Origin of the sequence: Caproiciproducens puteiluti, from assembly GCF_052442865.1 — a bacterium.
Taxonomy (GTDB): domain Bacteria; phylum Bacillota; class Clostridia; order Oscillospirales; family Acutalibacteraceae; genus Caproiciproducens.
The window spans coordinates 2,713,515-2,739,721 of the sequence record NZ_CP194790.1 but is presented as its reverse complement, the minus strand read 5'-3'; the positions used below and the strand labels follow the sequence as shown (position 1 = coordinate 2,739,721).

Annotated in this window: 22 protein-coding genes; 14 read left to right on the top strand and 8 right to left on the bottom strand. The window is 51.9% G+C overall.

Annotation, left to right across the window (positions count from 1 at the left end):
* Nucleotides 1-43 precede the first annotated feature (43 nt).
* Nucleotides 44-1,900 (bottom strand): heavy metal translocating P-type ATPase, encoded by a 1,857-nt coding sequence (locus tag ACRQU7_RS13325; protein ID WP_444641336.1) that lies wholly within the window; start codon nt 1,898-1,900, stop codon nt 44-46.
* A 122-nt stretch (nt 1,901-2,022) separates the two neighbouring features.
* Nucleotides 2,023-2,298, bottom strand: a complete 276-nt coding sequence (locus ACRQU7_RS13320) for a metal-sensing transcriptional repressor (protein ID WP_141825775.1) — start codon at nt 2,296-2,298, stop codon at nt 2,023-2,025.
* 329 nt (nt 2,299-2,627) lie between these two features.
* On the opposite strand from ACRQU7_RS13320, the gene ACRQU7_RS13315 reads away from it, so the two are divergent.
* The 5 genes from ACRQU7_RS13315 (at nt 2,628) to ACRQU7_RS13295 (ending at nt 9,009) form a co-directional block, all read left to right on the top strand.
* The gene (locus ACRQU7_RS13315; RefSeq protein ID WP_147579352.1) at nt 2,628-2,972 is read left to right on the top strand and encodes a hypothetical protein; all 345 of its coding nucleotides are present in this window, start codon (nt 2,628-2,630) and stop codon (nt 2,970-2,972) included.
* A gap of 162 nt (nt 2,973-3,134) precedes the next feature.
* Complete coding sequence (locus ACRQU7_RS13310) at nt 3,135-4,511, top strand: PhoH family protein (protein ID WP_141825773.1); 1,377 nt, start codon at nt 3,135-3,137, stop codon at nt 4,509-4,511.
* Between the two features lie 180 nt (nt 4,512-4,691).
* A complete protein-coding gene (locus ACRQU7_RS13305) occupies nt 4,692-6,425 on the top strand; it encodes a metallophosphoesterase (protein WP_444641335.1) in 1,734 nt (577 codons plus the stop codon).
* Between the two features lie 145 nt (nt 6,426-6,570).
* Nucleotides 6,571-8,640 carry a class B sortase gene (gene srtB / locus ACRQU7_RS13300; RefSeq protein ID WP_444641334.1) on the top strand — a complete coding sequence of 690 codons (2,070 nt, stop codon included), beginning with the start codon at nt 6,571-6,573 and terminating at the stop codon, nt 8,638-8,640.
* Nucleotides 8,641-8,829: 189 nt separating this feature from the next.
* On the top strand, nt 8,830-9,009 hold the full coding sequence (locus ACRQU7_RS13295) for a TraY domain-containing protein (protein WP_444641333.1): 180 nt from the start codon (nt 8,830-8,832) through the stop codon (nt 9,007-9,009).
* Nucleotides 9,010-9,224: 215 nt separating this feature from the next.
* Here ACRQU7_RS13295 and ACRQU7_RS13290 read toward each other — a convergent pair whose 3' ends face one another.
* Both ACRQU7_RS13290 and ACRQU7_RS13285 read right to left on the bottom strand, forming a co-directional pair.
* Nucleotides 9,225-9,680, bottom strand: a complete 456-nt coding sequence (locus tag ACRQU7_RS13290) for a DMT family transporter (RefSeq protein WP_444641332.1) — start codon at nt 9,678-9,680, stop codon at nt 9,225-9,227.
* A 14-nt stretch (nt 9,681-9,694) separates the two neighbouring features.
* Entirely contained in the window at nt 9,695-10,117 is a 423-nt protein-coding gene (locus ACRQU7_RS13285) for a DMT family transporter (RefSeq protein WP_444641331.1), read from the bottom strand.
* Nucleotides 10,118-10,268: 151 nt separating this feature from the next.
* Between ACRQU7_RS13285 and ACRQU7_RS13280 the strand changes: the two genes are divergently transcribed.
* Together ACRQU7_RS13280 and ACRQU7_RS13275 are read left to right on the top strand one after the other, a co-directional pair.
* Nucleotides 10,269-10,940 (top strand): cyclic nucleotide-binding domain-containing protein, encoded by a 672-nt coding sequence (locus ACRQU7_RS13280; RefSeq protein WP_444641330.1) that lies wholly within the window; start codon nt 10,269-10,271, stop codon nt 10,938-10,940.
* A gap of 66 nt (nt 10,941-11,006) precedes the next feature.
* Complete coding sequence (locus ACRQU7_RS13275) at nt 11,007-12,242, top strand: MFS transporter (RefSeq protein ID WP_444641329.1); 1,236 nt, start codon at nt 11,007-11,009, stop codon at nt 12,240-12,242.
* A 103-nt stretch (nt 12,243-12,345) separates the two neighbouring features.
* Here the strand turns inward: ACRQU7_RS13275 and ACRQU7_RS13270 are convergent, their stop codons facing one another.
* On the bottom strand, nt 12,346-12,582 hold the full coding sequence (locus tag ACRQU7_RS13270; protein WP_038325143.1) for a hypothetical protein: 237 nt from the start codon (nt 12,580-12,582) through the stop codon (nt 12,346-12,348).
* A 157-nt stretch (nt 12,583-12,739) separates the two neighbouring features.
* Between ACRQU7_RS13270 and ACRQU7_RS13265 the strand changes: the two genes are divergently transcribed.
* From ACRQU7_RS13265 to ACRQU7_RS13240, 6 genes are all read left to right on the top strand, one after another.
* Nucleotides 12,740-13,693, top strand: coding sequence for a ketopantoate reductase family protein (locus ACRQU7_RS13265; protein ID WP_444641328.1), 954 nt, complete (start codon nt 12,740-12,742; stop codon nt 13,691-13,693).
* Between the two features lie 406 nt (nt 13,694-14,099).
* Complete coding sequence (gene kdpA, locus ACRQU7_RS13260; protein WP_444641327.1) at nt 14,100-15,839, top strand: potassium-transporting ATPase subunit KdpA; 1,740 nt, start codon at nt 14,100-14,102, stop codon at nt 15,837-15,839.
* 12 nt (nt 15,840-15,851) lie between these two features.
* The gene (gene kdpB / locus ACRQU7_RS13255) at nt 15,852-17,921 is read left to right on the top strand and encodes a potassium-transporting ATPase subunit KdpB (protein ID WP_444641326.1); all 2,070 of its coding nucleotides are present in this window, start codon (nt 15,852-15,854) and stop codon (nt 17,919-17,921) included.
* A gap of 14 nt (nt 17,922-17,935) precedes the next feature.
* Nucleotides 17,936-18,541 carry a potassium-transporting ATPase subunit KdpC gene (kdpC, locus tag ACRQU7_RS13250; RefSeq protein ID WP_444641325.1) on the top strand — a complete coding sequence of 202 codons (606 nt, stop codon included), beginning with the start codon at nt 17,936-17,938 and terminating at the stop codon, nt 18,539-18,541.
* Nucleotides 18,542-18,556: 15 nt separating this feature from the next.
* Nucleotides 18,557-21,259, top strand: a complete 2,703-nt coding sequence (locus ACRQU7_RS13245) for a DUF4118 domain-containing protein (protein ID WP_444641324.1) — start codon at nt 18,557-18,559, stop codon at nt 21,257-21,259.
* On the top strand, nt 21,252-21,956 hold the full coding sequence (locus ACRQU7_RS13240; protein WP_444641323.1) for a response regulator: 705 nt from the start codon (nt 21,252-21,254) through the stop codon (nt 21,954-21,956). The genes ACRQU7_RS13245 and ACRQU7_RS13240 overlap by 8 nt, the downstream gene beginning before the upstream one ends.
* An 87-nt stretch (nt 21,957-22,043) precedes the next feature.
* On the opposite strand, the gene ACRQU7_RS13235 is transcribed toward ACRQU7_RS13240, so the two are convergent.
* On the bottom strand, nt 22,044-23,171 hold the full coding sequence (locus ACRQU7_RS13235) for a DUF4317 domain-containing protein (RefSeq protein ID WP_444641322.1): 1,128 nt from the start codon (nt 23,169-23,171) through the stop codon (nt 22,044-22,046).
* 101 nt (nt 23,172-23,272) lie between these two features.
* Here ACRQU7_RS13235 and ACRQU7_RS13230 point away from each other — a divergent pair, with 101 nt between their 5' ends.
* Complete coding sequence (locus ACRQU7_RS13230; RefSeq protein WP_444641321.1) at nt 23,273-23,548, top strand: helix-hairpin-helix domain-containing protein; 276 nt, start codon at nt 23,273-23,275, stop codon at nt 23,546-23,548.
* A 171-nt stretch (nt 23,549-23,719) separates the two neighbouring features.
* Here ACRQU7_RS13230 and ACRQU7_RS13225 read toward each other — a convergent pair whose 3' ends face one another.
* Both ACRQU7_RS13225 and ACRQU7_RS13220 read right to left on the bottom strand, forming a co-directional pair.
* Nucleotides 23,720-24,952, bottom strand: coding sequence for a TolC family protein (locus tag ACRQU7_RS13225; RefSeq protein ID WP_444641320.1), 1,233 nt, complete (start codon nt 24,950-24,952; stop codon nt 23,720-23,722).
* Nucleotides 24,953-25,022: 70 nt separating this feature from the next.
* The gene (locus ACRQU7_RS13220) at nt 25,023-26,192 is read right to left on the bottom strand and encodes an HlyD family secretion protein (RefSeq protein ID WP_444641319.1); all 1,170 of its coding nucleotides are present in this window, start codon (nt 26,190-26,192) and stop codon (nt 25,023-25,025) included.
* Nucleotides 26,193-26,207 lie beyond the last annotated feature (15 nt).

Sequence of the window (26,207 nt, the reverse complement as noted above, 5' to 3'; positions counted from 1 at the left end):
TTAAGCCATGATACTCGAATTGCTCAAAACGGAGTTCAGCTCTTTATTCCGTTTTTCTCCATTTTAAAAGCAGGGAAGAATTGATAATGACGGCGACTGACCCGACATTGTGGACCAGGGCGCCGACCACCGGATTCAGAACGCCGGTGATGGCAAGGGCAATCGCGATGAAATTCAGCGTCATAGAGGCAGTGAGATTTACTTTGATCGTCTTCATTGTCTTTTTTGAGAGCTGTAAAAGGTGAGGAATCTCCTTGATATCGTCGCCGACCAGCACGATATCTGCCGCGTCAATGGCAATGTCGCTGCCGATGCCGCCCATGGCAATCCCCACGTGGGCGGTTTTCAGCGCCGGGGCATCGTTGATACCGTCTCCCACCATGCAGACCGGCTCGCCCTTTTCCTGATACGCATGGATCTCCTGGAGCTTCTTCTCCGGCAGGCAATCCGCCCGCACATCCTGAATGTTCGCAGCCTGGGCAATATGAAATGCAGCCGGTTTTGCGTCTCCGGTCAGAAGGACGGTTTGAACCCCGGTCCGGTGAATGGCCTCCACCGTCCGGGCGGCGTCCGGACGAAGGGTATCGGAGAGGGCGATCATACCAACGGCGCTTCCGTTTCTTGCAAGGGAAATTACGGTACAGCCGTCCGATTTGGCCTTTTCCTCCGCCTGCAGAAGCTCATCCGGAAGAATGATCCGGTGTTCCGCCATCAGCGCCTCGTTTCCCGCAAGAATGTCCTGCCCGGCGTAACGGATGGCTACGCCGCGCCCGGCCAGCATTTTAAATTCCTCCGGCTGCTCCGGCGGGGTTCCATGCTTTTGCAGGTAGTCCGCGACGATCGCCCGGCCGAGCGGATGTTCGGAGCGCAGCTCCGCGGCGGCCGCCAGTTCCAAAAGCGCCGTATCACTCAGCGCGGGATCGATGCTATGTATCTGTGTAACCGCCGGCTTGCCGTAGGTCAGGGTTCCGGTTTTATCGAAGGCGATCCGCTGCACCTGCGACAGCCGTTCCAGGGCGTCCCCTTCCCGAACAAGGATGCCGAACTTCGTCACGTTTCCGATTCCGGCCATGATCGCGGTAGGGGTGGCGAGTACCAGCGCACAGGGGCAGAACACTACCAGAATGGTAACGGAACGGATGATCTCTCCGGTGGCAAACCAGGTGATGAAGGCAGAAAGCAGTGCGGTCACGACGATCCAGGTGGCCCAGCGGTCTGCGATTCCGACAATTTTTGTTTTTCCGGCGTCTGCGGATTCTACCAGGCGGATCATACGCTGCAGAGAACTGTCCTCTCCGACCTTCCGCGCCGTCATGTCAAAGGTGCCGAACTGATTGACCGTCCCGCTGAACACCTCGTCGCCCTCGCCCTTGTCTACCGGCAGGGATTCGCCCGTCATGACGGACTGGTCAATGGAGGTTTGTCCTTTCAGAATCGTACCGTCCACGGCGATGGTTTCTCCGGCCAGGACGCGCAGGATATCTCCGATTTTCACCTGTTCCGCAGGGATATTCTGTTCCTTTCCGTCCCGAACGACTCTGGCGGAGGCGGGGGTCAGATGAACCAGCTTCTCGATTCCCGCGCGGGCTTTGGCTACGGTCCGTTCCTCCAGATAGCCGCCGATCGCCATGATGAAAGCCACCTCGCCGGCCGCGAAGGTTTCCCCAATAAAGATGGATGCGATCAGGGCGATGGACACTAAAACATCCGCTTTGATATCAAACTTTGTAATCAGCCCGACAAGGGCTCCTTTCAGAATCGGGAAACCGCACAACAGGATTGCCACCCATGCCGCGTCGATCGGAAGATTGCCGATATGAAAAAAACTGATAATCAGCGCGGGGGCGGAAAGGCAAAGAAAAAGTACGTCCCGTCTTTCCTTATCTTTTAACAGAGCCAAGCGAACACTCCTTTCTATACCTATGGGGGTATAGGTTTATTATACCCGTGGGGGTATCTTCTGTCAATAAAAAAACAGCCGTTTTATACAAAACAGCTGTTTTTTGTTGTTTTTGATGGCTTCTATGACATCCTTGAAAAATGCTCCACCGCCTTGGCGAAATCCGCGATAGTCTTTTCCGCGTCGCCGTGCTCGATGCCCTCCCGGACACAATGGTTCAAATGACCCTCCAGAACGACCTGCCCCACCTTGTGCAGGGCGCTTTTTGCGGCGTTGATCTGGATCAGAATGTCTTCACAGGGGACGTCCTCATCCACCATTTTGTCGATAGCCTTGATTTGCCCCAAAATCTTGTTCAGCCGTCTGTGCAGATTATCGCAATCCATGCATTTGCGCATAATCCCACCTCCTTTATACCCATAGGGGTATGAAAATACTATATCATCTTTATTGCTTATCGTCAACCTGCAATCAAATTGCGGGCAGCCGATCCTGCCGGAGAAAAAACAATTCTGAAATTAAAAAAGCCGCTCCGTTTGGAGCGGTTCAGAAGAGAGGGGGTAATGAAAAAGAATTTATATGAAGCCCCGCAAGGGGCAATTGCTGTTTGTCTGCCACCTTTTTATGGTTCGGTATTCCGTCCATACCCATCAGTGTGACAGTTTTTATTTGATGTGCTTATTGTACCCGTTCTCTGTTAAGATAAAATGAACGTCCTGTCAAAGTTATGTTAATTCGGGTGGCGAAAATCCAAAGTTTCCAGCCATTGGCATTGCCATCTTGGTTCTTTAATGGGTTTATAACGCAATCTGAACATGCTTCGCCTATGATAGGAAATGAGGTGATAGCAATGACAGAGCGTTTGGATGCAATATGGAATGAAAAAAAACAACGGGTTGACGAACCTGCGCTTGTCAGGAAAAACATACAGAGAATCCTGAATGAATGGAAGACCTTAAAAAGGGTCCAGCTGCAGTCCGGCAAAACAGAGGATTATCCCGAAATCGCTTTTCTGAATAAAAAGATTCAGGAATTCGAAAAAGATTTACGGACTCTGCAGACCAATTCATGACAGCGCCCCGTTCGCTTTTTCCCGAAAAGATCTCTGACAGTAGGGTAAAAGCAAAGCACCACGGCATCACATAGAAATGTGTGGTGTTTTTTTATTCGTTAAATATTTCCTTTCAGGTCTCAGGCTACGCTCCCTATTAATTTTTATTTTGGAGGCATTCTAATGCAACAAAAAAACGGAAACAGGAAAAATTATGTGCTGGATACGAACGTTTTGCTGCACGATCCCGCGTGCATCCATAATTTTAAAGGAAATAACGTCATTCTTCCCATGGTTGTGCTGGAGGAAATCGATTCTCTGAAATCAAGAGACGGGCTGTGCGGCTGTCAGGCGAGACAGGCCGTGCGGGAGCTTTCCCAGATGGTGGAGGGGAAGGCACAGCAAAGCATTCAGGACGGAATCGAGCTTGAGAAAAATATCATCCTCAAAATTGAAATGAACGGCTATCATAATGTGACGGAAATAACCGACGAGCTGGATTTGAAAAAAAATGACAACAGAATCCTGCTTACTACGCTGAGCATCAAAAAAAGGGATTTGGAAATCCCCACCATCCTTGTCTCCAAGGATATTTGCATGCGGCTTAAGGCGCAGGCCTTCGGCATTGAGACCGAGGACTATGAAACCGACCGGATCGCGCTTGACGACCTGTATCGGGGCTATGTAACGGCAACGCTTTCCTCGGAGAATATTGACAAGATCTACGATTCTGGGCTGGCCTGCCCGAAAAAGCTCAGGCTTTTCCCGAACCAGTTTCTTTTGATTCATGCAAAGGATTCCCCGGCGCGTTCGGTTGTCGCCCGGTTCGACGGTGAAAAGCTGGTCCCGCTTCAGTTTGAAAACAGGACCGCGTGGGGGCTTACGCCGCTGAATCTGGAACAGAAAATGGCCTTCGAGCTGATGATGGACGACAGCGTTAAATTTGTCTCCCTGACGGGCGGCGCGGGTTCGGGGAAAACGATTCTCGCCACCGCCGTCGCGCTGGAAAAAGTAATCGAACAGCATGCGTACCGCAAAATCGTGTTTGTCCGTCCGGTGGTGCCGGCGGGGGACGACATCGGGTTTTTGCCGGGGAATGAGGAGGAAAAGCTCCGGCCCTGGATGGGCAGCTTCTATGACGCCTTTGAAAACCTGATGTACTGCGGCCGCAACCGCAAGCCAAGAAAAAATTGTATGGAGGACAACACCTCCGTCGACGCGATTATCGAAAACCTCAAGTGCGCGGGTACGATCGATATGAAAACCTTTACCTATATGAGGGGAAGAACGCTGACCGACGCGTTCGTCATCGTGGATGAGGCGCAGGAAACGACGCCCCATATCGCCAAGCTGATGATGACACGGGCCGGGCAGAATTCCAAGTTCGTCTTTATCGGCGACCCGACGGATAATCAGATCGACAATGCTTTGGTCGACTCACGGTCCAACGGACTGGTGTATCTGGTTGAAAGGTTAAAAGAGTCCGCGCTGACAGGGCATGTGACGTTGAGCCAGGTGGAACGCAGCCCGCTCGCGCGCCTTGCCGAAAACGCGCTCTGATTCCGGACGGCAAGGCCTCTCGCGGCTTTTCGACAGGATATTCTAAGGCGGAACGCCTTTGTAAATTCCAATTTAAACTTTATTTAAGCTTCTGTGAATTCATTGAAATCGCCTGATTGGGTTCGTATACTGAAATCAATGACGATGTCAAATTTAACCAATGAATTTAAGGAGGGCAATATGAGACAAACATCCAGAATGATTTTATGCGGCGTTTTGGCGGCCGGTCTGGCAATGTCTTCCGTTACAGGCGCTTTTGCCGCAACGGAACACTTCTCCGACGCAACCACCGACCAGTCGTGGTCCGGCTGGACACAGCAGTGGGAAACGTCTGTCAGCACCAATTACGAGCAGGTTTCCCTGACCCCCGGAAGAAACCAGAGCGAACTGAATTTCGGCTGGTACTCCAATACGGGCGCCGCGGCGACTCCGGTTGTCAAGCTTGCCGCAAGGGAAGATATGAGCGATGCCAAAAGCTTTCAGGGAACGGCGGGCTCCGCGATCGACGGCTACCGCAGCAACAAGGTGACCGTCACCGGCCTGAAGGAAAACACCGCGTATTATTATACCTATCTGACAAATGGGGTGGAAAGCAAACCGGCAAAGTATACCACAAAAAGCTTTTCCAGCTTTAAAATGCTGTTCTTCGGCGATCCCCAGATCGGCGCTTCCAAAGGGCAGACGGTTTCTACCGGCGACAAGCTTGAAAACACCTCCAGCCTGAACACTGCCGCCAGAAACGACGCCTTTAACTGGAACACCACGCTGAATGTCGCGTTAAAGGCCAATCCGGACACCAGCTTTGCCCTCTCCGCAGGTGACCAGATCAACAAAAACGTAAACGGAATCGACCCCGGCAACGAGATCGAATACGCCGGCTACCTGTCTCCGGCCGCGCTGAAGTCGCTGCCTGTCTCCACAACGATCGGCAACCACGACGCCACCAACAAAAGCTATGCGTTCCATTTCAACAACCCGAACTCTTTCACGGCGGAAACAAGCCCCTCCGCAGCCGGCAACGGTTACTACTACACCTATGGGAATGCGCTGTTTGTCGTGCTGAACACCAACAACTATAACTGCGCGGACCACGAAGCGCTGCTGAAAAAAGCGACGCAGGAAAATCCCAATACCCGCTGGAGGATCGTGATGTTCCATCAGGACATCTACGGCAGCGGCGCCGACCACTCCGAGTCGGACGGAATGGTCCTCAGAACCCAGCTTACTCCCATTCTGGACAAATATGACGTGGATGTCGTCCTTCAGGGCCATGACCACAGCTATTCCAGAAGTTACCTGCTCCAGGGCGACGGAAAGGTCCATGCCGCCTACGACGCCAATAAAACGAGCACCGGAGAATTTGACTGGGACAACGTGGTTGACAAGGCCACCGGAAAGGTGTACCCGTACTACCCGAAGGCGGACGATGCCGCCGGTAAAGCCGCCAACGCCGCTTTCATTCAGGGGAATAACTGCTATACGATCAACAATAACAAATCCGCCAAGGTGGTGAACCCCCAGGGCACCTTGTACATGACCGCCAATTCCGCCACGGGCAGTAAATTTTATGAGCTGATTTCCCAGCAGCAGAACTTCGTCGCTTACAGAAACCAGAACTGGAAGCCGAGCTATTCCGTCATTTCCATCAATGACAAGGATTTCAGCATCTCCACCTACAGCATTGTGGACGGAAATACAAGCCAGATCGATTCCACCTTTACAATCGAAAAAACCGTCAACAGAACGCCGGCCGCGGCCAGCACTTCAAATACAGCTACAAAAGGTCAGGCGCCTTTGACCGGTGACACAAACGATCTGACCGGAATGATCGCGCTTGCGGCTCTTGCCCTTCTCGGTCTCGTAACGGCGGTTGTCGCCGCCGTAAAAGACAAACGGGTCAAGGCTGTCAAATAATCGGAACAACGATGAACTGAACTGTTTCACGGGAGGCGTAAGCGCAGGCTTTCGCCTCCCTGCCTGTCGGTGCCGAAATGCCGCCGGTAAGAAAAAAACGGCCTGCGGCACGGCTGAAAACTATAAAATCAGGGGATTGAAGAATATGCTGAAAAAATTGTTTGCAGATAAGCGGGCGAACGCGCGCAGGGCGGTGATTGCCGTACTGGCGGTGGGATTCCTCATTTTCGTCTATTTCATCAATCAGGTGCAGAAGCCGGAGCTTGTCACTACGGTGGGCCGCACCTTCGAGAGGGCCAAAGTGGTGGAGGTGGTGAAAGACAATCTGCAGGAGGACGGACGGCGTTACGGGGAGCAGACCGTACGGCTTCTGATGCTCAGTGGTCTGCAGAAGGGCGAGACCGTGGAGGCCACCAGTTCGGCGGGATATCTGTTTGGCGCCGGCTGCACCCCCGGCATGGAGGTCATCACAATCCAGAGCGTTTCCGGCGATATTTCCGTTACCTCCGTCTACAGCACCAATCGCGAGCCGGTTGTTTATGCCTTTGTGCTGCTGTTCTTCCTGATTCTCTGTGTCATCGGCGGAAAGCAGGGAGTCAAAGCGTCCATCGGGCTTATTTTTACTTTGGCCTGCATCATTCTGCTCTATATCCCTCTGATCTTCCGCGGATTTTCCCCCTTCTGGGCGGCCGTGCTGGTGGCGATTGTCACGACGCTCGTCACCATGTACCTGATCGGCGGGCCTTCGAAAAAAACGGCCTGCGCCATTGTCGGTTCTATTGCCGGTGTTATCATTGCGGGGTTGGCCGCCACTGGATTCGGCTATTTTGCGGGAATATCCGGCAACAACGTATCGGATATTGAAAATTTACTGTTCCTGGGGGAAAATACAAAAATTCAGGTCAGCGGCCTGCTGTTTTCCGGTCTGCTGATCGCCTCCCTCGGCGCCGTGATGGATGTGGCGATTTCCGTCGCCTCCACCATCAATGAAATTCAGGAACAGAACCCCAGCCTCAGCCGGATGGAGCTTTTCCGTTCCGGTATCAGCGTTGGGCGCGACATGATGGGCACCATGTCCAACACGCTGATTCTCGCCTTTGCGGGCGGTTCCGTCAGTGTGCTGGTGACAAACTATGTTTATAATCTTCCTTATGTACAGATTATCAATTCTTACGGAATCGGCATTGAAATCATGCAGGCGTTTTCCGGCAGCATGGGCGTTGTTCTGACGGTTCCCATCGTGGCCGCGGTTTCCGCTTTTTCCATGGCCTCCGCCCATACCGGTCCCGTTCCGGCGGAGGAAACGGGCGCCGGCCCTTTGATACAGGCGGAAGCGTTCGCCGCGCCGCCTGAGGAAGAGGCTTTGCAGGTGACGGAAAAACCCGCGCTTTCTGAAAATCCGGACGCTTTTCGGGAGCTCTTTATTCTTGTAAAACGGAAAGCGGCCCCCGTTATCCGCGGATACTGGAAACCGGCGGTCGCCGTGATCTGTCTGCTGATTCTGGTGTTTTGCGGGTCGCGGTTCTACGCTGTTTACAGCGACTATGAAAACGGAAGAAAAGAGTATGAAAAGGCGGCTCAGACCATGTCCGAACCGTTCCCGCCGTCCTCTTCCGCCGCCGCACGGCAGAGCGGTGTGCCGGTGACTCCCGCGGCGGACGGCTTTGCCTTTGATTACCAAAAGCTGACCGCGCAGAACAGTGACGCCGTCGGCTGGCTGCGTTTGCCGGAAACAAACCTGAGCTACCCCATTGTGCAGGGGAAAGACAATGCTTACTATTTAAACCATACTTTTTATAAAAACAACAGCAGCATGGGAGCCATTTTTCTGGATTCCCGGATTGAAAACGGCCCCGGCGCAAAAAATTCGATTGTGTACGGGCACAATATGCGCAGCGGCGCCATGTTTGCCGCGCTTTGCAATTTTCGGGACAAGGGCTACTATGAGCAGCATCCGGAAATGGAGCTTTACAGTAAAGCGGGAAAGGCCGACTGTAAAATTTTTTCTGTCCATGAAGCAAAGCCGGACAGCGAGACCTACACGTATTCCTTTTCTGACCAAAGCTCCTACGGCAGCTACCTGCAAAAAATGAAGAAGCTTTCTCTGTATGATACCGGAGTGGAAACGAACGCTGAAAACCGCATTCTGACGTTGTCCACCTGTGTGAACGATGCGCGCGACATGCGCTTTGTGGTGCACGCCGTCATTCTTTAAAATATGCTAGCTTCCGTTCGTGAGACTCCCCATGTCTTGAAAGGAATATATACTTTAATATATGGACGAATAGTAAAGCAGGAAAATTCACCATATTTACACCATTTTACCACTATTTTTGTTGTGGTGCAATAAATCCACTATAATTGAACCATAATGACGCTGAAATAGTGAAAAAAAGGAGGATTTATGGAGGATAAATTGTTAAGGTATACCCTGCGTGTAGATCGGGCGTTTTTTCGAAAATTCCGTTATATTGCAGAATCGGAAGGCCGCTCTGCCAATAAGGAGATAGAGCAGTACATCAAAAAACGTGTTTCCGAATTTGAATCTATTCACGGCAAAATTGAAGTGAGCGATGAAAAATAAAAACTTTTTTATCTCATAAAGCAAAAGAAGACAGACGATGAGCGAAATGCCATCGTCTGTTATTTCTTTGTCAGGATTTCATATGCTGCTCCCGCACCCTGAGACCGACAGAAACAATTCCATATACTGGAAGAAACCGGTTGAATAAGATGATAAATCAAAGTATAATAAAAAAAGAAATATGCGGTAAATTCAAAATACGATGGAACAATCATTTATATCGGCGTCGCTCCGTCGGACGGTTTATGAGATAAGGCTTTATCGATCACGACACCGATGATCACCAATAAGATGCCGAGTATTTTGAAAGGGACAATTTTTTGCGTAACGATAGAATCGATCAGCAACCCGGCGCCCAGCTGTCCGACCAGAACGATAACGGTCGAATAAGCGATCTGGCTCTTGTTCATGCCGATCAGGATCAAAACCATGGAGAACAGGCCGAAAAGACCGCCTGAAAGGGATAGCGGCGGAACCGTATTCAGGTAAGATAAATCCATCAGCCTGGAACCGCCATAGAAAAACAGGACCGGCATGGAAATGACGGTCCCCTCCAAATAATTGATGAGCGTCCCGTTTGCCGTGCCAAGCGTGCGCTTTGCCTGTAAATTGATCATTTTGTTAATGATGTTAATCATGCCATTGAAAATGGCGATTACGATAAAAACCAATATTTCAGCCCCTCTCATGCATAAATCATAATCAATAAGCCGGCGGCGATGATCAGAAAAGCGGGGATCCGCTTCCAGTTGAACGGAACGCGCGGCACATGAAAAAATCCGAAATGGTCTATCACTGCGGAAATAAGCAGCTGTCCGCTTACCGACAGCGCCATCGTCAGGGTGGCCCCGATCTTTGCTGCGCTGATACTGCCCGTGGCAACAAGCGCCACACCGAAGAACCCCACAAAATAAACGTAACCGGGAGCTCCTCCGATGCGAAGCTTCTCGCCTTTTTTAAAAAGGATATAGCCTAGCAGGAGGACCGCCCCGATTGCGTGGACAAGGAAGCTTATTTCAAATACGTTGAAATAAGAAGCCAATTGGCCGTTCATACTTGTCATCAGTCCCAGACAGATTCCACCCAATAATAAAACGAACAGACTCATTATGTACCCTCCAAAAGCCGGACAGATTCGTTGTTTTTAACTGACTTTTATGTCCTTGTATTGATTATTGCACAAAATGCTTTGCGTGCAGTATGACGGATGTCATAGTTGGTAAGGTTTTTATGGATTGGAAACGGAGAATGAAGAGACCATGGAATATTTGCAATCGACCGATTTTCCGGAATTGGAATCAAAGCTGAAATTTCTGCGCCAATGCTTGTCCAAAGAAGCATATGAGCAAATGCATTTTTGCCGCTTTCAAACCGGCGAATATCTTTTCAGGGAAGGAAAAGAGTCGGATTATCTTTATATCATTTTAGACGGGAACTGCAAAGTGTTTCGTACATTGGAGAATGGAAAAACGCTCTTGGTATGCTGTTATCAGGATATTCAGCTCCTGGGAGAATTCGAGATTTTCGGTGATTCCGTAGCGAAAACAAATATACAGGCTTTGAAAGAGACCTATTGTCTTGCAATATCCGCCCGCAGGCATAAGGCTTTGCTGATGTCCGACAATCAGTTTTTACAGTTTGCCTGCAGCCAGATCTGTGAAAAAATCGAACGAAATAACAGGAATACCGGAATTAACCTGCTCTATCCGCTGGAGCAGCGGCTTGCGGGATACATTCTTATCATGCAGAATGAAGACGTTTTTTCAGGCAACTATACCATGCTTGCCGAATATTTAGGCTGCAGCCACCGGCATCTGCTAAGAACTTTTCATATGCTATGCGATAAAAATCTGCTTGAAAAAAGGAATACAGCCTATTGGATCAAAGATAAAAATGCATTGGAGCGCCTCGCAGGCGGAGTATATCAGTAATCATAAAACCAGTATCGCACATCCGGAAGGGAGATCAGGAACATCGATATCAATCTGAAATATACCATGAAGTATTCGGCTGCCCACAGCTTCTATTGGTCGGTTATGTGCAGCAGCATCGGCTTTGCATCCATATTTTTATTATCCAAGCATTTCAGCAACAGCCAGATCGGTCTGGTGCTTGCGCTGGCTAATATTTTCGCGGTACTGCTGCAGCCCGCGGTGGCGGCGTTTGCCGACAGGACCAGAAAAATATCGATGAAGGATTTAATTGTCGTCCTGACTGCAGCGGCGGGAGCGCTCGCAGCGGCCCGCTCCTTTTCGGCGGGGAGCTTTTTTGTGCTTGCGGTTCTGCTCACGCTTGAATCCGCCATTCTGTATACGCTGCAGCCTCTGGTCAATTCCCTCGGAATGCAGTTCATTAATAAAGGGGTCGGAATCAATTTCGGCCTTGCCAGAGGAATGGGTTCTATTTCCTACGCGGTATTATCCGTTTTGCTGGGAATCTTTGTGGACGGTTTCGGCACCGACCTTCTGCCGGTTATTTCCACGGGCTTCTACATAGCGCTGGGAATCGTCATTTATATGTTTACGAAGAGGCAATCCGCTGATACCGAAAGCGATACGGTTTGCCCGGAAAATAGGAAACTGACAAGCGGACCGAAAAACGCTGATACGAATCATCTGGTTTCCTTTTTTACGCATAACAAAAAATTTGCCGCGCTGATGATCGCCGTATCCCTTACGTTTTGTTCGCATACCATGATCAACAATTACCTGATACAAATTACCGAAAATGTGGGCGGCACTGCAAAGGAAATGGGAATCGCCACCGGAATCGCGGCGGCGATAGAATTGCCCGCCATGATTTTATTCGGCTTTTTGGTGAAAAAGATTCGATGCAGTTCCATCCTGAGATTTTCCCTCTTTTTCTTTACCTTGAAAGCGGCGCTCACGATGTCGGCAACCAATGTGTGGATGCTGTATGTGGCACAAATATTTCAGTTCAGCTCCTATGCGCTGTTTATTCCTGCTTCCGTCTATTATGTAAATGAAATTATCTGTAAAGAGGACCTGGCAAAAGGGCAGGCTTTTATGACAAGCGCGATCACGCTTGGCGGTGTGGCCGCGAGTCTTCTCGGCGGGTTTCTGCTGGATATTTCCGGTGTGAGAGGAATGATTTTTGCGGGATTGATTGCTACGGCGCTGGGTCTGGTCATAGGACTTTATGGGATTGAAAGAGTAGAAGTAAAAGGATGCAGATCAGAGGAAGCCTCCTCTCAGGAATCCTCTGTATCATAATATTTCAATTCAGGCGGCTCCCGGCTTTACAAAAGTCGTAACCTTTCCTGAGCATAAAAAAAGCGGCAATGGCTTTTTGACCATTACCGTTTGCCTTGTGTTTTCACCCGGCTCTTTTTATCATTTCCAAAATTTCTTCAGGGCTTTTACCTGATTTAGAAATGAATTTTTGCAGTTCCTCCAGCTTTTTTTGTTTTTGCTGATTTAAAATAGCTTCTTTTCGTTTATTGAATCCTTCTATTTTTTCATCCATTTTTATTTTTCTGGATTCCAGTTTCGCAATTTCTTCATCCAGAATTTGAAGCCTTTCCTCATCTGTTTTTTGAGTTCCGCGGGACATAACAATCAGCTCCTTGATTTTAATTATTTCCTTAAATTAATTATATTCAATTCTAAGCAGGTTTATACATTTCAGAAAGTTGTTCATGGAAAGGAAATCGCTGAAACAACTATTTTCGAAAAAACGGCGATCAGCTGAAAAGAGGGAACTTCCATTTATGAAAATTTTAGTTTATGGCGCCGGGGTCATCGGCAGTTATTTAGCCCATGTGCTCTGCACGGCGGGACATGACGTTTCCCTGCTGGCCAGGGGAAAACGCAAAGAAGAACTGCAGCAAAAAGGACTGGAAATTCACCATTACCTTCAGCATAAAATTACAGTCGATCATCCGCAAATCGTGGGGCGGCTGAAACCGGAAGAGCATTATGACGCCGTTTTCGCCGTCATGCAGTACCAGCAAATGTGGGCGATATTGAACGATCTGGCCGCCTGCGACAGTCCTCTGGTGATGCTGGTGGGCAACAATCCTTCTGCGGCTCAGATGGAACGGTACATACAGCATCATAGTTCCGCACAAAAGACCGTCCTTTTCGGGTTCCAGGCGACCGGAGGCCGTCGGGAAAACGGCGCAGTCGTCTGCGTCCGGCCGGGTGCCGGGGGATTGGAATGCGGTGCCCTGCACAGCGAGCCGGATGAAACGGATAAAGCCAGACTGGCTAAAATCTTTGCCGGAACAAAATATCAGCCGTCGTATTTCTCCGACATGGACGCCTGGTATCAGTGCCATCTGGCCATGGTCCTGCCCGTCGGGTATGTGTGCTATGCCAATGGATGCGACCTGAAAAAGGCTTCCGCGGCCCAGCGGCGGCAGATGGTGACGGCTGTCCGGGAGGGCTACGGTCTGCTTCAGGCTCTGGGGTATCCCGTTCTTCCGGAGGGCTGTGAGAAGTATCTCGAAAAAGGCCTGCGGAGATGCTTTTTGTCTGTCTTGCTCTGGATCATGGCCAAAACCGGCATCGGCCGTCTGGCCGCCAGCGATCACTGCCGTTGTGCCTTAACGGAAATGCAGGCGCTCGACAAGGCATTTCGTGCCATGCGGACCCGAAAGCCGGATTTTCCCATGCCGGTGTGGAGCGAACTGGAGCGGTACATGCCTTCAAAAAATCAATAATATCAAATATTTATAACAAACCTCCTTTTGCTTTCGTGCGGTTTTTTCAACCGCACGAAAGCAAAAGGAGGTTTGTTTCTATTCAGGCTGCCGATGAAGTCGCAGGCCCCAAATCACTTTGCAGTTTATTTGCTGTAATAAAAAATATGATTTAACGGCAACGCTCTTTTTGAACGGATACATGTTCTGACACGATTTAGGAAAGCTGATGGTAATATCTCAAATTCATCTTTTCGCAATCTTTATATAATTGGTCAAATCCTAACGGCACCCTTATCATCCCAATGCTATACTGTCAAAAGAAACGGAGGGATATCATTTTGCAGGTTATTGTTGGAATAACGGGATTCATTTGTGCGGCACTATTGATTTATCTGGTTACTATTCTGTTTAGGAGCGATAAAGTATGAATGGAGAAACACTGCAGTCGGTGCTTTGCCTTGTCCTTGTGATTGTTCTGGCCATCCCGCTTGGCGGCTATATTGGAAAGGTTATGAACGGCGAAAAAGTCTTTTTGTCCCGGATGATGCAACCGGTGGAGGGCTTTTTTTACAGAACGCTGAATATCGACCGGGACGAGCAGATGGGGTGGAAAAAATACGCCGGAGCAGTCCTCATTTTCAATCTGTTCGGGTTTCTGGCGGTATTCTTACTGAATCTTTTACAGGGCCTTTTCCCGCTGAACCCGCAGCATTTTGGAGCGGTCCCATGGGACCTGGCATTTAACAATGCCGTCAGCTTTGTTACCAACACAAACTGGCAGGCTTATTCCGGGGAAAGCTCCATGAGCTATTTCACGCAGATACTCGGCTACACGGTACAGAACTTTTTATCCGCCGCGACGGGAATCGCCGTTCTGTTCGCCTTGATCCGCGGCTTTGTGAAGGTGCAGGAAACCGGGCTCGGAAGCTTCTGGACGGATCTTACGAGAAGCGTCCTGTATATTTTGCTTCCGCTTTCTCTGGTCGTATCCGTTGCTCTGGTGTCACAGGGCGTCGTTCAGAATTTCAACAGCTATGATCAGGTTGACCTTGTGCAGCCGATTACCCTTGCGGACGGCACCGTGATTACCACTGAGGTGGTGCCCCAGGGGCCGGCGGCAAGCCAGCTTGCCATTAAGCAGCTGGGGACAAACGGCGGCGGCTTTTTTGGCGTGAATTCAGCACATCCGCTTGAAAACCCGACGGCGGCATCGAATCTGATCGAATTGATTTCCATCCTGCTGATTCCCGCGGCGCTGTGCTTTACGTTTGGACGGAATGTGAAGGATAAGCGGCAGGGGCGGGCCCTGTTTCTGGCAATGTTTCTTGTTCTGTCCGTGTGCCTGGGCGTCGTTCTTTTCAATGAAATGCAGGCGACCCCTCAGCTTGCCCAAAACGGGGCGGTGAACACCTCCTTTGCCGGTCAGTCGGGCGGCAATATGGAAGGAAAAGAAACGCGTTTCGGTATTGCCGCTTCCGGTACGTGGGCGGTCTTTACCACGGCGGCCTCAAACGGCTCCGTCAACGCCATGCACGACAGCTTTACGCCGATCGGCGGGCTGGTTCCCATGCTGCTGATCCAGCTGGGAGAAGTGGTTTTCGGCGGCGTCGGTTCCGGCCTGTACGGGATGCTTGGATTTGCGATCTTCACCGTTTTCATCGCCGGTCTGATGGTTGGCAGAACGCCGGAGTATCTGGGCAAAAAGGTGGAACCGTATGAAATGAAAATGGCGGTTCTGCTCTGCCTTGCGACGCCGGTCGCCATTCTGGTTGGCAGCGGGGTTGCCTGTATGGTTCCCGGTGTTTCATCCACGCTGACCAACACAGGGGCGCACGGATTCTCGGAGATTCTGTATGCTTTTACTTCGGCGGGCGGAAATAACGGCTCGGCTTTTGCGGGGCTGAACGCCAACACGCTGTTTATGAATCTTTCCACCGGAATCGTCATGCTTTTTGCCCGGTACGTCCCGTTGGTGGGCGCGCTTGCCATGGCCGGCTCTCTGGCGCAGAAAAAGAAGGTCGCGGTTGGCGCGGGGACTCTGCCCACCCATGACGCCATGTTTGTGGGATTGTTGATATTCGTCATTCTTCTGATCGGCGCGCTCAGCTTTTTCCCGGCGCTGGCGCTCGGGCCGGTGGCCGATTTTTATCAGATGATTGGCTAAGGAGGTTGCCGTATGAGTACAAAACAAAAAAATGCTTTTGCAGATAAAAAGATGGTCGGCCGGGCCGTTCAGGATTCCTTTGCAAAATGCAATCCAAAAATACAGGTACAGAACCCGGTTATGTTTATTGTCTATGTCGCGGCGGTCCTGACAACGGCTCTTTACTTTGTCTCGCTGTTCGGGGTGAAGGACGCGCGGCCGGGCTTTATTTTGGCGATTGCCGTCATCCTTTGGTTTACCGTGCTGTTCGCGAATTTTGCGGAAGCCATTGCGGAAAGCCGCGGCAAAGCGCAGGCGGATTCGCTGCGCGCCGCGAAAAAGGACGTTCCGGCCAGCAAGATTCCTTCGCCGGAGCAAAAGGACCATGTTGAAAAAGTTTCTTCGTCTGAGCTGGTCAAGGACGATATCGTGATTGTGAAGGCCGGGGAGCAGATTCCCGCGGACGGCGAGGTGATCGACGGCGCGGCCTCGGTGGATGAAAGCGCGATTACCGGCGAATCCGCCCCGGTCATCCGGGAAAGCGGCGGCGACCGCAGCGCGGTGACGGGGGGAACCACCGTTATTTCCGACTGGCTGGTCGTTCGCGTCACCAGCGAGGCGGGGGAAAGCTTTCTGGACAAGATGATCGCCATGGTGGAGGGCGCGTCCCGCAAAAAAACGCCGAACGAGATTGCGCTTCAGATTCTGCTGGTCGCTCTGACGATCATCTTCCTGTTAGTCACGGCAGCGCTTTACCCCTATTCGGCGTTCGCCGCCGGGCAGGCGGGAATCCGGAACCCGAGCTCCATCACCGCGCTGATCGCGCTTCTGGTATGTCTTGCCCCGACCACGATCGGCGCGCTGCTTTCCTCCATCGGTATTGCGGGCATGAGCCGCCTGAATCAGGCCAATGTGCTTGCCATGAGCGGCAGGGCGATTGAAGCAGCCGGCGACGTGGATATCCTGATGCTGGATAAAACCGGCACCATCACGCTGGGGAACCGCCAGGCCGCGGAATTTATTCCCGTAGACGAGGTGGAGATCAGGGAACTGGCCGATGCCGCGCAGCTGTCCTCTCTGGCGGATAAAACGCCGGAGGGCAGAAGTATTGTCGTCCTCGCGAAAAAGGAATTCGGTATCCGCGGGCATGAGTTCGGCGGCCAGTCCCCCAGGTTTATCCCGTTCACCGCGAAAACAAGAATGAGCGGCGTGGACCTTCCGGGCATGGAAATCCGCAAAGGCGCGGCGGACGCGGTAAAGGAGTATGTGCGGACTCGGAACGGCATCTACTCCAAAGAATGCGAGGAAGCGGTCAGAAAGATCGCCGACAGCGGGGGAACGCCTCTGGTTGTTGCCAAAAACAGCAAAATCATGGGGGTCATCCATCTGAAGGATATCATTAAAAGCGGCGTAAAGGAAAAGTTTGCCGACCTGAGAAAGATGGGAATCAAAACGATCATGATTACCGGCGACAATCCCATGACCGCGGCGGCCATTGCCGCGGAGGCGGGAGTGGACGACTTTCTGGCGGAGGCGACGCCGGAAGGCAAGCTGCAGATGATCCGGGATTTTCAGAAGCAGGGGCACCTGGTCGCCATGACGGGCGACGGTACGAACGACGCCCCGGCGCTCGCTCAGGCGGACGTGGCGGTGGCCATGAACACCGGGACGCAGGCGGCGAAGGAGGCGGGCAATATGGTTGACCTTGATTCCTCGCCGACAAAGCTGATCGACATTGTCCGCATCGGAAAACAGCTCTTAATGACCAGAGGCTCGCTGACGACCTTCAGCATCGCAAATGACGTGGCGAAGTATTTCGCTATTATTCCCGCCATGTTCATGACTTTGTACCCCGGCCTTGCGGCGCTGAATATCATGGGGCTTCACAGCGCGGACACAGCGATTCTGTCCGCCATCATCTACAACGCGCTGATTATTGTCGCCCTGATCCCGCTTGCGCTGAAGGGCGTGAAATACCGCGAGGTCCCCGCCCAAAAGCTGCTTTCCCGGAACCTTTTCCTCTATGGGCTGGGCGGTCTTGCGGCGCCGTTTGTTTTTGTCAAGCTTATCGATGTTTTACTGACTCTGTTCGGCGTTTCTTAAGGAGGAATCTTTTCATGAAACTGATAAAATCCGTTTGGGCAAAGGCGCTTGGCGCGTTATTGCTTTTTACCCTGCTGTGCGGGCTGCTTTATCCGCTGGCCGTTACAGGAATTTCACAACTCCTGTTCCATAATCAGGCAAATGGCAGTATAATTGAAATTAACGGAAAGAAATATGGCAGCGCGCTTCTGGCGCAGCAGTTTACGGGCGACGGTTATCTTTGGGGACGGATTATGAATCTGGACACAAAGACGTACACCGACGCAAATGGAAAAGCAATGCTGTACGCTTCGCCGTCAAATCTGAGCCCGGCCAGCGACCGGTATCAAGAGCTGGTAAAAGAACGGGTGGGGAAAATCCGGGCCGCGCATCCGGAGAAAGCGGACACCCCTGTTCCGGAGGACCTTGTCACCTGCTCCGGCAGCGGGCTCGACCCCGATATTTCCCCCGCGGCGGCGGAGTATCAGGTGGAGCGGATCGCCAGGGCAAGAAACCTGACGGTGCAGCAGGTCCGCGACATTGTCGCCAAATATACGAACGGGAAATTCCTGAAGGTGTTTGGGGAAGATACGGTCAACGTTCTGAAGGTTAACCTGGCGCTTGACGGTATTTTAAAATAAAACGAGGTGGATGGAATGAGCGACGAGCGTCCGACTCCCGAAACTTTGCTGAAAAGGATCAGTGATCATGAGGGGAAAGCCAAACGGGGAACACTCAAAATCTTTTTTGGCTATGCGGCCGGCGTGGGAAAAACCTACGCCATGCTGGACGCCGCCCGTTCCGAACAAAAGGCCGGGGCGGACGTGGTCCTGGGATATATCGAACCGCATTCCCGCCCCGATACCATGGCTCTGGCGCAGGGGTTTGAAGACATCCCCGTTAAAAAGGTCGCTTACCGGGGGATTGTGCTGAATGAATTTGACCTGGACGCGGCGCTGAAGCGTAAGCCGGAACTGATTCTGGTGGACGAGCTCGCCCATACCAATGCGTCTGGATGCAGGCACGTCAAGCGCTATGACGATATCGAGGAGCTTTTGAATGCCGGAATCAACGTTTATACCACGCTGAACGTGCAGCATCTGGAAAGCCTGAACGATATTGTCGCCTCCGTCACCCACATTACGGTGAAGGAAAGAGTGCCGGATTTCATCTTCGACAGGGCCACGCAGGTGGAGCTGGTCGACATTGAGCCCGATGTTTTGATCGAACGTTTAAACGCCAGAAAAATCTATAAGGAAACACAGGCGAAACGTGCGCTGCGCCATTTTTTTACACGGGACAACCTTGTGGCCCTGCGCGAAATCGCGCTGCGCAGGATCGCGGACAAGGTGAACAGGGAAGTGGAATCAAACCGGGCGGAGGTCCGGGATACTCCCTATTATACGGGCGAGCACATCCTCGTCTGTCTGAGCAGCTCTCCCTCCAACGCAAAGGTGATCCGCACCGCGGCCCGGTTCGCAAGCGCGTTCCACGCTTCGTTTACGGCGCTTTTTGTGGAAACGCCGCACACGAAGGAATTAAACGATAAAAACAGGGTGCGCCTGCGTGAAAATCTGAAGCTTGCCGAACAGCTCGGGGCGAAAATCGCAACCGTTTACGGCGACGACGTGGCATACCAGATTTCGGAATACGCCAATGCCGGCGGCGTTTCAAAAATCGTCATGGGGCGCTCCAACAATAAGCACGGACTTTTTTTTGCAAAACCGAATTTTGTGGAGCGGCTTACCGCGCTGGCGCCCAATATGGACGTATACATCATTCCGGATAATTTGCCGCCCCACCGTCCGGAAACGGCCCAAAGACACATTCAGGAGCATTTTTATCTGTCCGACCTGCTGAAAATGGCCGGGATTTTGGCTTTATGTACTTTTGTCGGAGTTCTTTTCTCCAGCCTTCATTATGTCCAGATCAACATCATCACCATTTATATTTTAGGCGTCCTCATTATTTCCAATCAGACGAACGGAAGAATCTACGGTTTGGGCTCCTCTGTTTTAAGCGTGTTGATTTACAACTATGTGTTTATCGAGCCGAGGTTCACCTTGAATGCCTACGGCCAGGATTACCCGGTCACCTTTCTGATTATGCTGATTTCGTCCCTCATCACGAGCTCTCTTACCATGAGGGTAAAATATCAGGCGAAGGCGGCGGCCGTCAACGCGCACCGTACGGGGATTCTGCTGGAGACCAGCCGGAAGCTGCAGCGCGCGAATGAATTCCATGAAATTGTCGAGAAATCCTCTCAGCAGATATCCCGACTTCTGAACCGGTCGGTGATGTTTTTTGCGGTAAAGGACGGGGAGCTTCAAAAACCGTGGATTTACAGCGCCGACCCGTCCCGCCCTCTGCCGGTGGAGTATTCCGGCGAGGAAGAATATGCCGTCGCGGTCTGGGTTTACCATAACCGCAAGCCGGCGGGGATTTCGACGGATACCCTTCCGGGCGCGAAAGCCCTGTATCTGCCCGTCAAGGGAAAGGATACGGTTCTGGCGGTCATCGGCATCCCGATGTGGAATGAGGAAGGGCTGGAGGTTTTCGGGCGTTCCCTTTTGGAAGGAATGATTTATGAAATTTCCTTCGCGATTGAAAAATATAATTTGAATGAAAAACAAAATCAGGCGTCCATGAAAGCGGAAAAAGAAAGGCTGCGCGCAAATCTTCTGCGGGCCATTTCGCATGACCTGCGCACGCCGCTTACCAGCATCTCAGGGAATGCGAGCGTCCTTTTATCGGACGGAACCCAAATCGAAGAGGAACAGACGCACAGGCTTCTCGAAAATATTTACGAGGATTCCCTGTGGCTGATCAATCTGGTTGAAAACATCCTTGCCGTCACCAGAATCGACGACGGACGGCTGAGCATTGAAACGCAGCCAGAGCTGGTACAGGATCTGATTGCGGAAGCGCTGCTCCATACGGACAGGCACAGCACGGAGCATCAGATCAGCACGGTTCTGGAGGATGACATGCTGATGGTCCGGGTGGACGCCCATCTGATCGTCCAGACAATCATCAACATTGTGAACAACGCAATCACCTATACGCCGGTCGGTTCCCAGATCGTGATCCACGCGTTCCAGCAAAAGCAATGGGTGATCGTTGAAATTTCAGATAACGGGAAGGGAATTCCGGATAAGGACAAAAAGCAGATATTCGATATGTTTTATACGGCCAATAATGAAATTGTCGACAGCAGAAGAGGGCTCGGGATCGGGCTTTCCCTGTGCAAATCGATCATCAATGCCCACGGCGGGGAAATTTACGTCAGAGATCATCAGCCGCACGGTACGGTGTTCGGCTTTTCTCTGCGGCTGGAGGAGGTAGATCATCATGGATAAAATTTCGATTTTGGTTGTGGAAGACGATAAGGCGGTACGCAATCTGCTTACCACCACTTTAAACGCGTCCCATTCGTATTCTCTGCTGACGGCTTCCACGGGGGAGTCGGCAATTTCCCAGGCCGCCTCCAAAAATCCGGCTGTCATCATTCTGGATCTGGGGCTTCCGGACATAGACGGCATGAAGGTTATTCAGAAAATCCGCACGTGGTCAAACCGTCCGATTATTGTGGTAAGCGCCAGAAGCGAGGACAGGGATATCATCAGAGCCCTTGACGCAGGCGCCGACGATTACCTGACAAAGCCCTTCAGCGTGGAGGAGCTTTTGGCAAGAATCCGTGTCGCGGTCCGAAAAATGCAGTATGACAGCCGTCCCGTTCCGGATGAGGCGTCCTTTGAGAACGGAGCGTTAAAAATCGATTATTCCGCCGCATCGGTTTTTGTGGACGGACGGGAAGTGCACCTGACTCCTATCGAATATAAGCTGCTGTGCCTTCTGGCAAAAAACGTCGGCAAGGTGCTGACTTATCATTTTATCCTGACAAATGTTTGGCCAAATCCTCTGGAATCCGATTCTTCTTTGGTCAGGGTATTCATGGCGACGCTCAGGAAAAAAATAGAACCAGACCCCTCCAAACCGGTTTACATCCAGACCCGCATTGGGATCGGTTACAGGATGAGCCGGGTTATGGAGTGAAATCTGGTTTTGAAAAAGCATCTTTTAAAATTGATGTACGCATGATACCGGAAGAAGAGGATAGCACAGGAAGCGGTCAGAACGCCATTACGAAATATGGATGTTCACGCCGTTTACCTCGACACCTTCGTCCGCGCGGATCAAGATGTATTTGGTGCCGTCGATGATCCGCGTTTCAACCAGGTCGTTGCGCTCCGGATTTACACGGATCGTCACGTCGGGAGTACGGACCTCCAGCTGTTTTGTATCGATCAGGTTTCGCGGGCTGATCTCGGTATCGGCGCCGAATTCCATGTCGAATTTTTCTTCAAAGGCGGTCACGCGGTCTTCGGAAACGCCGCAGGATTCCAGAATCCCCTTTACCGTTTTTTTGGAGACAACCAGCGGCTCTTCCTCTTTATTGTTTTTGTGCTCCTCAATCATTTCGGATAATTGCCCCTGAACCGCCTGCACGACGTCAAAGCTGCAGTCTTCGGCGACGGTCTCCTCCAAAACGGCCTGGAAGGTTTCCTTCTGTGCGGCGGCGGGCATCGGAATTTCGCTTTTGAATACGGTGTCGACGAATTCCGTGTGGCTCTCCGCAATGTTGCGGGAGTAGTAAAGGGCGTTGTAAATGTTGGCGCTGCGGTCGTTGAAAGCCGGAAACAGGAATCCAAGCTCCGGCGCCGACACGACCCAGTCCGTCCTGATGTTGCGGAAGCTGTTTTCGGAAACATAGTAGCCAAGCGCCGGTTTTGTTAATTTTACAGGACAGACGCTGCACAGAAAGTACGAAAATACCTCCGAGGAATCCTCCTGCTTTTCTCCGTCTTTTGTATAGTAAGGAACGTCGTATTGATCGTAAGCCAGAAGAATCAGATAATGGCCTTCCATGTCGAGCATCTGAATTACGCGTCTGTAAAATTCCCTCACGGCATCATCGTTTTCCAGCGAGGAATCTTTGAGCGCCATCAGCAGCTTGTGCTCCTCGCCTTCCAGAACCTGCTGAGTCGCAAATTCAATGTCGATCAGGTTCTTTCCGATCGCCCCGGACAGCGTCTTTTTCAGAATGGCCAGCAGCTCCTCAGATTCCTCCTGGGGCATTAACCCCAGCGGCTGGCTGAACTCCGAAACAATTTCTCTCTGATCGTTCACGTAACAGCCGCGTATCCGGGTAATATTGCTCTTTTCCGGACGGAAGCGGCGGCGGATTTCTGCAATTTCTTTTTCGTTCATAGCATCCTCGTTCAATTCTATATGTAATTTGGTTTCAATCACGTATTTTTAATTATATCACGGAGAAATGTGGTTGTCATCCTAAGAATAGGGGGTTAATTATGAAAAGTGATCTAAGAGAAATTCCCGGCGTCGGAAAAAATATTGAACAGGATTTGCTCAACATAGGGTACGGCAGCGTCGCCTCTCTGGTCGGCCAGAACCCGGAGGAGATATACTGGAAAGACTGCCGATACAAGGGCTTTCAGGAAGACCGGTGTCAGCTTTACGTATTTCGATTAGCGGTTTATTATGCCGAAAATGAGATACGGGAGCCGGAGAAATTAAAGTGGTGGTATTGGAAAGATAAAGCATATCAGTCCAACCGGTCAAAATGATGCAAGGCTTCCCGGTCACCATCGTTTACAATGGAAGCGTTTCATGAAAAGCCCGTCATCCCTGTGTAATCAGGATGACGGGCTTCCGTAATCTTATTTATGTTAAAAATCCATGGTCGGCTGTTTTGAGCGGGCTCCGGATATGTGGAACCGTCACCCCTGTGCGGAGGACTATTCCTGTGTGGAGGTGCTGATCACGCCCCGAAGCGCCCAGCGGTACTGCTCCTGGGAAGAAAAAAGGTTGAGCTTTGCCTGATCGAGCGCGGTCTGTGCGCTGTCCAGGTCCGTCTGCGCGTTTTTCAGTTCGAGTGCCGAGGCGACCCCCAGCGAATTCTGCAGCTTTACGGCGTCGAGCACTTTTGCCTTCGCGTCGTATGCCGCCTGCGCCGAGGTAAGGCGGCCCTGCTTTTCCGCCACATCGTTGTATACCTGCTGGAAGGAAGCGTTGAATGTGTTCAGCGCAAGGCCGTAATTCAGCGACGCCGCGCGATAGTCGTCCACCGTTGAATCCAGGCCGGAATCCTTGTTGTCGTCGGCGATTTCTTTCGCCAGTTTCTTTTCTTTCAGCGTCCAGCTTGCGTCCTGTGCCGTCTGCCGGTCGGTAGCCTCATTCACTGCGGCGGAGAAATTTGCAACCGGCGACGGTGCGGAAGAAATCGAGAGGTCGTAATCGAACGAATATCCCAGAAGTACCTGAAGATTGTTTTTCACCGTCCGCATCTGGTTCGCCAGCGCAGTGAGGGTATCTGCCAATGTGTTTTTCTGCTGCTGGGCGTTGAGCAGGTCGGTCTGCGTAATGAGGCCGAGGTCTGATTTCAGCTGCGTGATTTTCAGCGTGTCGTCCAGCACCTGCTGCTGTTTGAGCAGCTGGCTGCGCTCGGCGTTCAGGTAGTGAAACGTCACATAAAGCTTCTGCGCCGCCACGACGATCTGGTCGGCGGCGTCGTCCATCTGCAGCTCGGTCTGGTCGATGGTGTCCTCGCTCACGTCGAGCTGATCGCTTTGGGCGCTCAGAATCGAGCGGATCGCTGCGATTGACGCGAGACTGCCCTGGAGCGATGAGGCAATGGCCTGCCGCTCCGGCGAGGAGGGCAGAGCGGCGACGGCATTGTAAGCGCTTTGGAGCTGGTCGCTTACGCTTTGCAGGGAAGCGCGGCTGGCGGCGAGCTCCTGCTGCTTCTGTTCGGCCGCATCGTTGCTGTTCAGACTGTCCAGCGTTTTTTCGTTTGCGCGGATGGTCTGATTGCTCGAGCGCACGAGAAACTCGATGTCTGCGTAATTTACATTTACGATCTGGGGAGCGGCTGTGACCGGGTCGGAAGCAGTGTCGGCGAACGCGGGAACCGGGGTCCCGGCCAGAAGAAAAACGGACAGCAGCCCTGCGGTGATTTTTTGAAAGTTCATAAGGCTTTCTCCCTTTGTAATAAAACTTTTTCTTGTCTGATCGCTGTGAAAAAAATCATTCCGGGAATCTTTATTTTGAGAAATAAACATCCGCCGTATAACCCGGTTTCAGCAGACCGTTCGGGTCGTCGGGTTTTACCAGCACGCGCACGACGCGCTTGCCGTCCTTCTCCACGGCCAAGTCGGGAATCTGCGTAACCGTGCCGGTGAGCGAGGCATCCGGAGCCGAAGTCGGCACGATTCTGACGGTTTCGCCGACCTTTATGCTGCCGATAAATTCCTCGTCGACCTCCGCGCTGATGGTGATGGAGTCCGCGTCGATGATCTGGAGCACCCTGGTCGGTGCGCCCTGCACGCCCAGATGGGCCGCGTTGCTGACGGTGATATTCTGTACGATCCCGTTTTTAATATCGGAGATGATCTGGTTCCCCTTGAGATAGGTTTTTGCGGTTTTGGCCGTCATGGCGTCCAAATCCACCTGTGCGGCGGAGACGCCGCCCTGCTGTTTTACGGTGTTCGCGGTGTTGCCGAGCTTTAGCTGGGCGAGCTGCGCCTGCTTGGATTTGAGCGAGACGTTCAGCTGGTCAAGCTCGTCTTTCAGGGCGTTTTTGGTTTTTTTCAGGGTTTCTGTGGCCTGGGTCACAGCGTCCTTATACTGGTTCAGCGTTTCCTTTGAGGCTCCGCCCGCGTTGTAGAGCGCCTGGTAGTTCGAGAGGTTGCGCTTCGCGGCGTCGAGCTGTGTTTGAGCGAGCGCCAAATCGGGGCTTGTGCCCTTGTTATATTCCGTTGTCTTGCGCGCGATTTGGCTCTGTGTCTGGGCAATGTCGGCCTCCAGAGCGGCGGTGTCCTGCGCGGCGGCGGGCAGCGCCGCCTGGTTCGCGGCAAGCTGCTGTTTCAGCTTTTCGACGTTTCCACTGTATTCGGAAAGGTCCAGCGCTACGAGCGGCTGGCCAAGTGTGACCCGCTCGCCTTCCTTCACCAGTACATCCGTCACGATCGACGGGAAGTCGACGCTGATGTCCTCCATGCGGGTGTATTTCACCTCGCCCCACGCGTCGATCTCTCCGGACTGATTTGCCGAAGCCGCAGAATCCGTCTTCTGCGGAGCCGCGGGGGCGCTTTTCTGGTGAAAAAAGATTCCGAGTACGACGAAGAGTGCGGCGAGTGCGCACGCCCCGGCCAACGCCGTTTTTTTATGAAATAAAATCCAGTCCTTCACTGGTAGAAGCCAATCCTTCATGGGTTCCTCCATCTG

Bases quoted from the DNA above. Each gene is read 5' to 3' on its own strand.
- ACRQU7_RS13295 (WP_444641333.1), top strand. From the start codon at position 8,830: ATGGAGGATAAATTGTTAAGGTATACCCTGCGTGTAGATCGGGCGTTT.
- ACRQU7_RS13265 (WP_444641328.1), top strand. From the start codon at position 12,740: ATGAAAATTTTAGTTTATGGCGCCGGGGTCATCGGCAGTTATTTAGCC.
- ACRQU7_RS13315 (WP_147579352.1), top strand. From the start codon at position 2,628: ATGTTAATTCGGGTGGCGAAAATCCAAAGTTTCCAGCCATTGGCATTG.
- srtB (WP_444641334.1), top strand. From the start codon at position 6,571: ATGCTGAAAAAATTGTTTGCAGATAAGCGGGCGAACGCGCGCAGGGCG.
- ACRQU7_RS13275 (WP_444641329.1), top strand. From the start codon at position 11,007: ATGAAGTATTCGGCTGCCCACAGCTTCTATTGGTCGGTTATGTGCAGC.
- ACRQU7_RS13280 (WP_444641330.1), top strand. From the start codon at position 10,269: ATGGAATATTTGCAATCGACCGATTTTCCGGAATTGGAATCAAAGCTG.
- ACRQU7_RS13320 (WP_141825775.1), bottom strand. From the start codon at position 2,298: ATGCGCAAATGCATGGATTGCGATAATCTGCACAGACGGCTGAACAAG.
- ACRQU7_RS13235 (WP_444641322.1), bottom strand. From the start codon at position 23,171: ATGAACGAAAAAGAAATTGCAGAAATCCGCCGCCGCTTCCGTCCGGAA.
- kdpA (WP_444641327.1), top strand. From the start codon at position 14,100: ATGAATGGAGAAACACTGCAGTCGGTGCTTTGCCTTGTCCTTGTGATT.
- ACRQU7_RS13305 (WP_444641335.1), top strand. From the start codon at position 4,692: ATGAGACAAACATCCAGAATGATTTTATGCGGCGTTTTGGCGGCCGGT.
- kdpC (WP_444641325.1), top strand. From the start codon at position 17,936: ATGAAACTGATAAAATCCGTTTGGGCAAAGGCGCTTGGCGCGTTATTG.
- ACRQU7_RS13240 (WP_444641323.1), top strand. From the start codon at position 21,252: ATGGATAAAATTTCGATTTTGGTTGTGGAAGACGATAAGGCGGTACGC.
- ACRQU7_RS13285 (WP_444641331.1), bottom strand. From the start codon at position 10,117: ATGAGTCTGTTCGTTTTATTATTGGGTGGAATCTGTCTGGGACTGATG.
- ACRQU7_RS13225 (WP_444641320.1), bottom strand. From the start codon at position 24,952: ATGAACTTTCAAAAAATCACCGCAGGGCTGCTGTCCGTTTTTCTTCTG.
- ACRQU7_RS13310 (WP_141825773.1), top strand. From the start codon at position 3,135: ATGCAACAAAAAAACGGAAACAGGAAAAATTATGTGCTGGATACGAAC.
- kdpB (WP_444641326.1), top strand. From the start codon at position 15,852: ATGAGTACAAAACAAAAAAATGCTTTTGCAGATAAAAAGATGGTCGGC.
- ACRQU7_RS13230 (WP_444641321.1), top strand. From the start codon at position 23,273: ATGAAAAGTGATCTAAGAGAAATTCCCGGCGTCGGAAAAAATATTGAA.
- ACRQU7_RS13245 (WP_444641324.1), top strand. From the start codon at position 18,557: ATGAGCGACGAGCGTCCGACTCCCGAAACTTTGCTGAAAAGGATCAGT.
- ACRQU7_RS13270 (WP_038325143.1), bottom strand. From the start codon at position 12,582: ATGTCCCGCGGAACTCAAAAAACAGATGAGGAAAGGCTTCAAATTCTG.
- ACRQU7_RS13220 (WP_444641319.1), bottom strand. From the start codon at position 26,192: ATGAAGGATTGGCTTCTACCAGTGAAGGACTGGATTTTATTTCATAAA.